This window comes from Bacteroidota bacterium (assembly GCA_016183775.1).
Taxonomy (GTDB): Bacteria; Bacteroidota; Bacteroidia; order JABDFU01; family JABDFU01; genus JABDFU01.
The window spans coordinates 1-11,373 of the sequence record JACPDY010000085.1 but is presented as its reverse complement, the minus strand read 5'-3'; the positions used below and the strand labels follow the sequence as shown (position 1 = coordinate 11,373).

6 protein-coding genes and 1 tRNA gene are annotated in these 11,373 nt (G+C 40.3%); 1 reads left to right on the top strand and 6 read right to left on the bottom strand.

What is annotated here, in order from left to right:
- Window positions 1-763: 763 nt before the first annotated feature.
- The 5 genes from HYU69_10585 to cadA all read right to left on the bottom strand — a co-directional run bounded on the left by HYU69_10585 (window position 764) and on the right by cadA (window position 9,752).
- Complete coding sequence (locus HYU69_10585) at window positions 764-2,761, bottom strand: T9SS type A sorting domain-containing protein (protein ID MBI2270784.1); 1,998 nt, start codon at window positions 2,759-2,761, stop codon at window positions 764-766.
- Between the two features lie 98 nt (window positions 2,762-2,859).
- Window positions 2,860-4,770 (bottom strand): T9SS type A sorting domain-containing protein, encoded by a 1,911-nt coding sequence (locus HYU69_10580; GenBank protein MBI2270783.1) that lies wholly within the window; start codon window positions 4,768-4,770, stop codon window positions 2,860-2,862.
- Between the two features lie 419 nt (window positions 4,771-5,189).
- On the bottom strand, window positions 5,190-6,440 hold the full coding sequence (locus HYU69_10575; GenBank protein MBI2270782.1) for a hypothetical protein: 1,251 nt from the start codon (window positions 6,438-6,440) through the stop codon (window positions 5,190-5,192).
- Window positions 6,433-7,620, bottom strand: coding sequence for a glycosyltransferase (locus HYU69_10570; GenBank protein ID MBI2270781.1), 1,188 nt, complete (start codon window positions 7,618-7,620; stop codon window positions 6,433-6,435). Before HYU69_10570 ends, HYU69_10575 begins: the two co-directional genes overlap by 8 nt.
- Window positions 7,617-9,752: a cadmium-translocating P-type ATPase gene (gene cadA, locus HYU69_10565; GenBank protein ID MBI2270780.1), complete on the bottom strand. Its 2,136-nt coding sequence runs from the start codon at window positions 9,750-9,752 to the stop codon at window positions 7,617-7,619. Before cadA ends, HYU69_10570 begins: the two co-directional genes overlap by 4 nt.
- Window positions 9,753-9,882: 130 nt before the next feature.
- On the opposite strand from cadA, the gene HYU69_10560 reads away from it, so the two are divergent.
- Window positions 9,883-9,956: transfer RNA gene (locus HYU69_10560), tRNA-His, on the top strand.
- A gap of 43 nt (window positions 9,957-9,999) precedes the next feature.
- On the opposite strand, the gene HYU69_10555 is transcribed toward HYU69_10560, so the two are convergent.
- Window positions 10,000-11,007: a transglycosylase SLT domain-containing protein gene (locus HYU69_10555; protein MBI2270779.1), complete on the bottom strand. Its 1,008-nt coding sequence runs from the start codon at window positions 11,005-11,007 to the stop codon at window positions 10,000-10,002.
- Window positions 11,008-11,373 lie beyond the last annotated feature (366 nt).

Genomic DNA, 11,373 nt, shown 5'->3' with positions numbered 1-11,373 from the left:
CCGCAGATGAAACTGACATCAGCATCAAGGACAAAGAGTTGAGCCATAGAGCTCGCAAGTGAAATTTTTAAATTCCGGATGCTTTTTCAACTCAAAAAAGAATAAAAATTAATGTCTAACTAAAAATATGTTCAAGTGAATATTATGAAAAAAATGGAATTTTGCTGCACTAAGGCATGTAAATGTTCCATATTCGAACGGTTCCCACAGTTCTGGAGCCAGGGCAGTTCAAATTTGTTGTTATAAGAAAAGAAAGCGAGTTGTAGTTCGTCATCTTGTATCATCATGTAATGATGAAAAATTAAGCGCTCTTTTGGCTCCTGCTCAGGAGATAATTAATGAGCAAAGCCTGCAACTTTCTCTTTTTTCCAATCCACACAATAGCAACGTGCTTCATTTGGATCACAGTGAGTATTTGGGTTTCCATTATTTATTTCTCTATGAAGTGATATTGGCGCTTCAGAAACACATTGGCTACACAATTTTCAACACAGCGTTATTGAATGACCTGGTGACCATTCGTATTGTTGAGCCGGCCTCTAAACTGCGATCAATTGAATTAATTGAAAAGTTATAGCAATCAGAACAAGAATATCGCCGCCAATGACGGAAATATTAACTAAGATTGGGCTGCCGGACTAAATCGGACAAGTCAGGAAGTATTTGTTTTAATAATCCGATATATTTCTGCTTGTTGGATACAGGTATAAAATAAAAACGCCCGTGATAATTCAGGGGCGTTTTTATTTTATAATGCGACAGTTTACTTAACCATCATACGTTGTGTAACAGAAGCATCGTTTGCTCTAACGGTGTAAAAATAAACACCTGGTGTCAGGTCGTTGCCGTTAATAGTTATGGTGTGTTCGCCGGCCGAATATGTTTTTGCATCGATACCGGTAACTTTTTGACCTATTGTATTGAATACCTCAACTGTAACACTTGCGTTTTTATCAAGTGTTAATTTGAATGAAGTATTGCTGTTGAAAGGGTTCGGGTAGTTCTGTGACACCGACATACCATGGTTTTCTTTTATATCGTTAACCGAGATCAACAGATTTAATGGAACAGAATTATCAGTAACAGTAAAGTCCGCATCTTTTAGTGTAAATCCATTCAGGTAATGGAAAAGAACAGGAAGTCCTGTTTTTGTTTCATCACCGGTCAGCTCTACATATACAAGCGGAAAAGTATATGTTCCGGTATTTCCGAACACATAGTAAGAAGCGCAGCCAAATGTAATTACGTCTGCCGCAATGGTGCTGGCCGTTGACACTTCGTTGGTCCATTTGTTTGTGGTTACATCATAACCTATAACAAACGCGTTAGGATGCATATTCGCATGATTCTGATCGAGAGGAGCGTAATTGATCGTATCTGTATCAAACCATGAGAAGAACAATTTATCACCGGCCAGAGTTCTTGAAGCCTGGCAGCGGTTATACTCAGCGATAGTAGGGTTAGTGGCATCAGCTGCAGAAACCCCGAATGTTCCAACCAGCGTTTGAGGCATTCCTAACAATTTGCCTTTCCATGAAGTGCCCCCATCTGTAGTATAAATATCAAATATTCCCCATGTGCCGGCCTTGGTACTGATGGAATAACCGGTATTCATTTCAGGGCTTACCGGCATAACTACGTGAAGGTTATCGTTCTTGTCAACCACGGCATCCATTTCAAAGCCTGTTGTAAATTTATTTGGTTTAAAAGGAACGGCATTCGGCAATAAAGGTTTAACTCCATCCATGCTTACATTAATGGGGCTCGACCATGTAGTGCCTCCATCAGTGGTTTTATAAACGATCAAATGATAGATCGAATCCGGCTCCGATACATAGCTGCTGTGGCCTATAAGGGTGATATACCCGGTTTGACCATCATCGGCGAATGCAATGCGATGTTCACCGGCATAGTCAGGTGTATTTTTGTTGTCTTTACTTACCGGTGCACGTAAATAACTCACAGTATAATCAAAGTCGCGTGTTGTTGTGTTCCAGATACCTTTGGAGATAATTATTGTATCAGTATAGCTAACAACCGGGCTTGCTGCCTGGTTTGAAGCTGCATCCGTATTATAAGTCACACCTGTTTTTGTGAGAGTGAAACCATCGGGAATTAAAAACCGGCTTGAAGTTTCTTCTTTTTGCCTGTTAAACATATTGCCCGATACCTGCATAGATCCGTGACAATGACCGCCCCATCCGCCGGAAGCACTGCTTCCATTTGTAGAAGCGAGGGTAGGAGCAAAATAAGCGAAATAACCCGAATCGGCATTTGTGTTACCTGCGGGACTAAAGTACACTCCCTGTGGGTAGCGCGCATTGGCGAAAGGAGGTGTTGTGGTATTATTCGATATATAAGCTGCGCCCTGATCAACAAACCAGTTTGTACCGCCATCTACAGAATAGTCATAACGTAAAAAACCATGAGACAGGTCACCTGTAAGAACGGGTTCTGATCGATGTGAAAACGTTATTGCATTAAGGTTGGGGTCGGCCCACAAGAATGTTTTTCCTCCAAAGCCTGTACCAAACGCGTTACCGGCCTGGCCCAGATCAATTATACTAACGGCTTTGGTTTGATCAACAGGATTAGTTTTTTTCTTATTGTTTTTTACTATAGGGCCACTCTGAACTTCACTGAATATAATTTCGGGATGCTGATTAAGTTTCAATGTATATTTATCAGGGTTGTAAGCGGACTGAGCAACAGCAAGTGAAGCTATGCCGATCGCTGAAACAAGTAGTAGTTGGTTTTTCATTTTTTTGATGATGTTAGTGTTTGATTATAGTGTTTTAAAATTAAGATAAAGCGGCATTAAATCAAAAGCCCCCGAAAACCGGGGACTTTTGATAATTATTACTGGATGATCATTTTATGGGTGACAGAACCGTCAATAGTTCTCAGCGTGTAAAAATAAACGCCGGCTTTCAAAACAGATGCATCAATTACAATGGTTTGAGTACCCGCCGGTAAATATTTGTTTTCGGTAGCCAAAACCTTTTGTCCGATCGTATTAAATACGTCAATAAATAAGTTGGATGATCTTTTGAGTGTAACATCTACATTTGTTTTACCATTGAACGGATTCGGGTAATTATGTGATGAGATCAATTCTACATTGTTTTCTTTTACTCCTGTAATAGTGCTGGCTGTTACACAATCATAATAAATTTCGGCGAGTTTGCTGGGAGGGTTAGCTGCCGCATCCGGGTTGGAAGTCCCTATTCCATGTCCGGCCGCATCATCATTTTGGTACATATAACTCATACAGTTATTAACGAACCGCGCAACAGAAGGAAATACCTGTTCGAAGTTATCATCCAGATTAGCTCTAACCGGAGTCCCCCAGGTAGTACCGCCGTCAGATGAGCCCATTAGCATTATGTTTCGTATTGCTTTGTTATTTCCATCGTTCGTGTTTTCAATAACCGCATCGTAAGCCAGGTACAATTTACCGGCAGCATCTATACCTGCGCTTGGGTGAGAAGTCAGCGAGCCTCCGAAAGTACCAAAGGCACGGCCGCTTGTTACAGTAGGCAATTCAATTACTCCGCTGTTATCAATATCTTCTAAACCAGTGATCATAACAGGCGGATTGCTACCCATATTTTCATTCCAATACATTAATCCGGCTATACCCGGAAAATAGAAATATGAACCGCTATCGTTAAGTGTAGGATTCACCATTCTCATACGTCCAAACCATACGTGTGCATTATCATTATTATCAATCAAAACAGCAAATGATCCGTCATTTGTTTCTATAGTATCAATAACCGCATCAGCCGGAGGAAGGTCGGTTACCTGGCCATTGAAATTATCGAAAGGAAAATCAAGGACGATCTTTTTTGTCCAGTTGGAACCATTATCTGTTGATTTCATCAATACCAGATCAGATGTAATACTGCCTGCAACATAGGCAACGGTATTCCCTCTCGCATCAATGGCATAGCCATCTCCTCCAAAACCATTGAAACCATTGTTAAGACTATCCAAAAAAGGCGACAATTCATTTACTTTATCCCATGTAGCGCCACCATCCAATGAACGGCTATAACACAATGCCGCATGCTGTTTGTTATATTTTTTGCCGCCCAAACTTACGGGAGATGTAACTGATATCACATGCAATGTATTATCGGAAGGACCGCCGGCTACTATCCTGGGCCAAACATTTCCACCCTGCGACGGACCGGTTAATTTTGTAGTATTCTCAGTCCAACTTCCCGTTCCCATTGTATTACGTGAAACTAATTCAAGCTGTGATACTGTAGTGTTATGGCAAATTACCACCTCTTTATTTGCACCTGTTACGGCTATCGAAGGCCAGCCTGTTCTTTGTGATTCAATACGTGCGGAGGGCTGAGCGCTCCATGAAGTGCCGTTAAAATAGGCATATCCTGTACCCCGGTCAGTTGCAGGATCGGTAGGAGAAAATGTCCATACCGCTGCGACCGTTCCATCGCTCTTTTTGAATAAAGCATTGCGGGATGAAGCGTTTGTCTGAAGCTGATAAACTGTAGTGCCGATCTGAGCAGCAACCATTGATGAAGGAACGGCCGGTGCCTTTTTAGCGTTGGAAACAACAGCTTTCGTTTGAGATACTGCTGGTTTAGTATCATCAATTAACGTTCTGACATTGGTTCTTACACCAACATTTGCAATGGCAGCAGGAAGTTGGAGAGGTTTCGAAGGAGCAATAGTGTTTTGAGAATTACCGCAAAAAGCAGCTGTCAAAAATACTCCAAATAGTACTATTTGTTTCATGAAAAAATTAATGTTAAATTAAACAATAAAATGGTTTTTGTGCAATAGCTTACAATGTTACAAAACTTTAATAGAATAAAAAATCATTTTTTATCACAAAATTAGAAGTCTGACTAATGCCCGGCCCTGGTAATTACAAAATCCTGCTTCAAAAGGCTAACCCGTTTTTCAAAAAAACAGATAGAATAAAGTTATTGGTTTTGTAAATGGCCTTTTTGTGGCAATAGTTTTATTGCCACTCATCCTAAGATTAGGACAAAATTGCTTTCGAGTTCGATATTCCTAATGAACGGAGGCTTTGGATTATTAAATGGCAGCAATCCCCTGACGAAAGGTGTAGTTTTAATGCAATTAATAAAAAAATTAGTAAATGAATAAGGTGTTGATTTTCAATAAATTGAATTTATTATGATTCTCATTTACTTTAAGCGCTTTTTACTTAAATCGCTCAAACGTGGAAATAGCAGGGAAGGTCTTACTTTATCGTGTTTATAAAAATAGAAAACAATGACCAGAGTGGTGGCCATATAAGATGAGGAAGAAATAATACCCGCCCATAAAGAGGAATAGCCATACCTGACGGCAATTGTACTTAAGCCCAGCGTAACCAGTAAACCGGCAAAATTTCCCCATACTTCAACTTCATATTTCCCGATCCCTGAGAAATAATGGCCTACTATTAAAGCAATGTTATAAAACAAAACACCCGGAATGAGCGTATAGATAACTTGTTTAATATTCGTAAACTCAATTCCGAACAATGCAGTGTAAAATGCGGCAGGTAATAATGCCATTGTAATAACAGCAAGCAGGCATATCAGTAAACTTATTCTTGTAAGATTTACTGTCAGAGCTATGGATTGCTCACGATCGCCGGTATTCGAAATTTTAGCGTATTGAACCGATGATATGCTATTACTGATCAGCCAAATCGATTCGGCCAGTGAAACACCATTTGAATAGATGCCTAATTCACTATTTCCTGAAAAACGGCTAATCAGGTAATAACTTAAGCGCAGGCTCGCGAACTGTAAAATATGGCCAAGTTGATTGATACCGCCTAATTTGAAACAGTATATCAATGCATCCTTAAAAACTTTATCTGAGTGGATCGTTATCCTGTTCTTAAGAACAAAAAAGGTGCTTAACAGAAATGTTAGGGAAAAACTGCAGTAAAGTGTCCGTATATATGCATCAACACTTTTTGTTTTGAAAACCGTCAGGAACATAATTAAAACAACAGTTATAGACAGGGCTTTAACGAATGCAAGGATATTTACAGTTTTTATTTTTTCTTTCCCGAGCAATATGGTGTTGTTGATGCTGAAAAAAGAGTCGATCATTGCCAGAAGCAGCACATGTTTTTCAAATTCATGCGGCAGTATATCAAGAAAGTGCACAACCACGTACACAACAATACAGCTTAAAATGGTCCAGGAATAGCTGATAAGCAGCAGCGTATTTGTATTAAAGCGGGGGACGAGATAAACCAGTGTGGCTCCACCGACAATATTACAGGCAATTAAAAACATTGTGATGCTTGTGAGTATAAGACTTGCCTGTCCTTTTATCTCAGCGCCAAGAAAGCGGGAGAGGAGGATGACCACAAGCAGGTTCAATACTCCGATTAGAATTTTTGAAAAGAATGTAAAAGTGATGTTTTTAAGCATGCTGATCCAGTGCGGCTTTATATGCTGAATAAAAGTTTTTGCCGATCATTTCATAACTGAAATGTTTAACGGCGTAGGACCTTAACTTTTGTGAAGAGTAATTATTGCTGTGTTCCATCATTTTTTTCATCGCCATTACCAGTTCATTCTCATTCCTGGGCTTTACCAATATGCCGTTTTCTTCTGTTATGTGTTCGGCTATGCCGCCTACATTTGTTGAGATCACCGGAACTCCGCAAGCCATTGCTTCCGGGATGACACAGGGCAGATTCTCATAGTTACTGAACAGCACAAGGCAATCGGACTTAGCTAATTTTTCCGCGACACGGGCGGTAGATTGTGTACCTGTAAAAAAAACCTGGCTATTGTATAATCCCAGTTTTTCTGCATAGGTAATGTGTGGCTCTTGCTTACCATCACTAATAATGTGCAACTCAAAATCGGTTCTTATACTTTTAAGCTTTTCGGCCGCGCGCAGTATTCCCGAAACATTTTTATGTTCATCAACGGCATGGGAAATGTGAATGAAGATAAATTTGCTGTCCTTACGTTCTTCAAGGGCGGGTTTAAAAAGATCGGTATCGACCACATTGCCTACGATAAGATAATTGCCTTTAATGCCATGGCCGATGAGGGCGTTTTTCAGGTTTTCGGTTACCGGCATTAGAACTTCACTGCGATTAGCAATGAACTTATAGGTGGCATGTTGAAATGTATAAGGATTGAACAATGGGTTAGAGGGTAAAAAGCCGGTCCAGTTCTCTGTATAAACATATTTCAAACCTTTTGTTAATTTCAGGTACCATGCTATAATTCCGGCCCTGATCAATATGTTCAGGTGAATCAGGTCGGGTTTCCCTTTTTCCTCAACCAGTTTTTTATAGCCCAAAAGTGAAGCATGAAGGTATCTTCTGAACTTTTGAATGGAAGAGAATAATGGAGTAGTGGAGTCGATTTTTTTATAATACACAATAACGGTTAAAATGCCATTGATCATTTCAACGACCGGCTCATAATTTGAATTTTTAAGATTCGGATCTGGGCAGGCATAAACAACACTTACATCGCAAAATAAATTAGCCGCCTCGGCGTGTTTTTGAACAAAATTCCCAAGAGTCGGATCGGTGCGGTTAGGATACCATCCGGGCAGCACAAGTATGGAGTATCCTTTTTTGATCATGAGATCTTTTTATACTTCAGGCGTATGGAATTTCCGATCACAATAACATCGGAAAAAGCCATTGCCAGCGCGCCGATCATTGGATTTAAAAAACCCAAAGCGGCAATGGGAATGGCAACAACATTATAAAAGAAAGCCCAGAATAAATTTTGTTTTATGGTTATGAGCGTATGTTTGCTCAGGTTGTGCGCAAGCACAACCTGGGAAAGTGTTTTGCTGTTCAGTAAAATGATCTGTGCCGATTGGATGGCCGCCTGGGATGCATTCCCGATAGATATTCCAATCGTCGCTTTAGCCAACGCGGGCGCGTCATTGATCCCATCGCCCACCATTGCGGTAGGGCCTTCGTCAGATAATTGTTTGATTATGTTCAGTTTTTGTTCGGGACTTTGTTCACTGTAGACTTTACTGATTCCGGTCAGATCAGCCGCTATTCTACATTTGTCCGCTGTATCGCCGCTTAATAATACGGGAGTTATTCCATTCGCTTTAATTGCAGTTACAGTCGATTTTGCATCTGGTTTTAATTCATCCTCAATATCAACGGCAGCGAGCAAAGTTTCGTTCTTAATGAGATATATGTTATGTGAATTGTCGGCAGTTAAAGCGGAAGCGGTTTTATAGGAACCAAGCCTGTAGGTATTTCCTTCATTATCCGAAGCCATAACACCTACGCCTTTATGCTCATTAATGTTCAATAGATTAGTTCCGTTATGAGTAAAACGTAATTCCTGTACAATTGACCTGGCGATCGGGTGTGATGAACCGGATTCTAATTGCGAAAGAAGTTTTTTTACCTGGGCTTCATCGGCACTATTGAATAGATGTATTTTTCTGATCCTGAAATGCCCGGTGCTAAGTGTTCCGGTTTTGTCGAATACAATGTTTTTAATATCCGCGAAAATTTCAAGTGTGTTGCCTCCTTTAATAAGTATGCCATTGCGGGCTGCCCTTCCAATACCAACCATAAGCGCTGTGGGAGTGGCTAATCCCATCGCGCAGGGACAGGATATGACCAGCACGGCAATACTGTTCATCATTGCTTTTTGAGTTGATATATCAAATACAAACCGGGAAAGTATAAAGGTTAATACTGAAATGACAAGAACCACGGGAACAAATATAGCGCTCACTTTATCTCCGATCTTTTGAATGGAAGGCTTACTTACCTGCGCATTTTTAACCAATTGAATGATCTGCGACATGGTTGTTTCTTTACCCACGCGCTCTGCTTTCATCCTCAGATTGCCATCAACAATAGTAGTTCCGCCTGTTACAACGTCATTTATGTTCTTCTCAACAGGAATACTTTCACCTGTTATGGCCGATTCGTCGAGTGTTGCATTGCCTTTTATAATTACTCCATCAACTGGAACTTTATCCCCTGTATTTACCTGCAATACATCACCCTTGTTTATCTCCCTGAAATCAACTTCAACAAGGTGTTCGTGATCGCCATGCATAGTTACTTTCATAGCTTTTGTTTCCTGCAGTTTTGATAATTCACGAATAGCGGTAGTGGTTTGGTTAACAGAATTGTGTTCCAGTAAATTTCCGAGTAACACAAGGGTAATAATTGTCGCTGTTGTTTCGTAGAAAAGATAATTATGTATATCATGCGTTCCATAGTACATAATTGTACCAATAAGACTATAGATGAACGCAGATACAGAACCTATCATAATAAGTACATCCATATTCGGAAATCCTGTTTTGACAGAGCCCCATGCGCTTTTGCCAAAATGCATGAAGCCAACCGCAAATACCGGTAAGCATAACAATAATTGTACTATGGGATCTTGCAAAAAAGCAAAGGGCAAAAACATGTGCAAGAACAACGGTAGTGTAAAGGCGAGGCAGAAATAAAATTTTCGTTCAACAGTAGAGAGGCCGGTTGTTGGTTTAGGGGTTTCGGTATCTTCAACAACCTTATAGCCCAATGAATTGATACTATTAACAATTGCGGGTAGTTTTTCGGCCTGATCTAAGGTGAACAGGGCTTCGCCGGTCGAAAAATTGACATTGACATGTTCTCCGCCATTTTTTTCAAGGGTGCGGGTTATGCCCAAAGCGCAATTGGCACATGTCATGCCTTCTATCTTTAATGTGATATTCTCAGCGGAATCAGCCATCTTGTAGTACAAAGTTAGCTATTCCATCTCTTAATACCTCCTTAAACAGGTTTGGGATTTGTTGAGCTGTAAAATTGTTTTGTGGAATTTTATTGAATGTTGTATCTTCGTCGCCCATTAATGATAAATGGTAGCCGTAGCTCAGTTGGTTAGAGCATCAGATTGTGGTTCTGAGGGTCGTGGGTTCGAGACCCATCGGTTACCCAATAAAAATGCCCCTTTTTCAGGGGCGTTTTTATTTAAATAATTATTGATTCTCCGTCAACAACGGAGGTGTTTCATCAAGGGGAGTAACAGGTACCGCTGCCATATCCTCGCAGCGATTAAGAATATGTTCGTCCAGTTCGAGTAATGAAGCGATGGCTAATTGAGAATAATTTTGTGAAGAGTTTTTGAAATAACCGCAGCTGGTTTGCCAAACCTGTTTGATCAACTCCTGGTTACCTTCGATGGGACAAATTTTATCAATTACAGGAGCTACGTTTCCTGCGCCGGCATGGTACACATGTAATACCAACAGGCGGAACCAAAGGTCATTCTCATTATATTTTATGCCATTTCTGTTAAGGATATTTTTTGTTTCCGGCACACATATATTACGAATGAGTTTTGCAGCAGCCCAGGCCGATTTTTCGAAATCTTTACGTTCATCAACATGCTTATTTACTTTTAATCCCATACGGATAGCCACAGAGCGCATCAGCTGGAATGGTCCATACGCACCAGTGGTTGATTTTTGCATACGACCGGGACTTTCAATTAACAGGATAACCTGGGCATAAAAAGGATCAGTGTGTTCACGTTCAAATATTTTAATGGCCCTATCAATAGTTGATAGGACAGGTTCGATCTTATAGAAATCATTTTTGCCGGCAGTAAAAAGTATTTTATCATCGGTATTTAGGCAGTATGAATTTCTTAAGCTGTCGTATAAGCTGTTTTTGTATTGGTCATTCATCTTAAGCCATTCTTTGGCGGCAAATTTGCCAACCATGGTTCTGCTGCCTGCCACACTTAAATAGCCGGAATCAGGGGTGGTACGCATTATTTTACGCCAAAAACGTGCCTGGGGTAAGGTATCCCAGCGTTCCGCATAAACTGCATGATTGGAAAGAAATGAATAGGCGGCTGAATCGCACAAGCCTGAAACACAGACTTTATCGTTACTCATCCTGACGGGAGCCTGCGCCAGTACTGATGAATCAGCCAGTGCTGATAAGGCTATAACTGCTGTATATATTGATAAGTGCTTCATAAGAGGACTACAAGTTTAGCGCAGAATAGGGCTCTTAATTTGGTCCCCCGTTCGGTTTTATGAACCGTTGTACGTTGATAAAGTGGAAAAGGTTACAAATTTCTTGAATAGGGATCATAGGGGTGACATCGCTCAAAGCGCAATGTCATTAAGTTAAGCCCGAAGGGCTTGAATATAAATAACCGTCGGTGAAACCGGAGGAAAAAAATAACACAAGCCATTATCCAACCCTGAAAGGGTTGAATATCATCAATGTAAATATATTTAACCCTTTCAGGGCAATGTCATTAAGTTCTATATTATATTGCTCTTTTATAGTTAGTTAATGTTTGATGTTTCCCCAAAGGCTTGCTACGCATTTTTCTT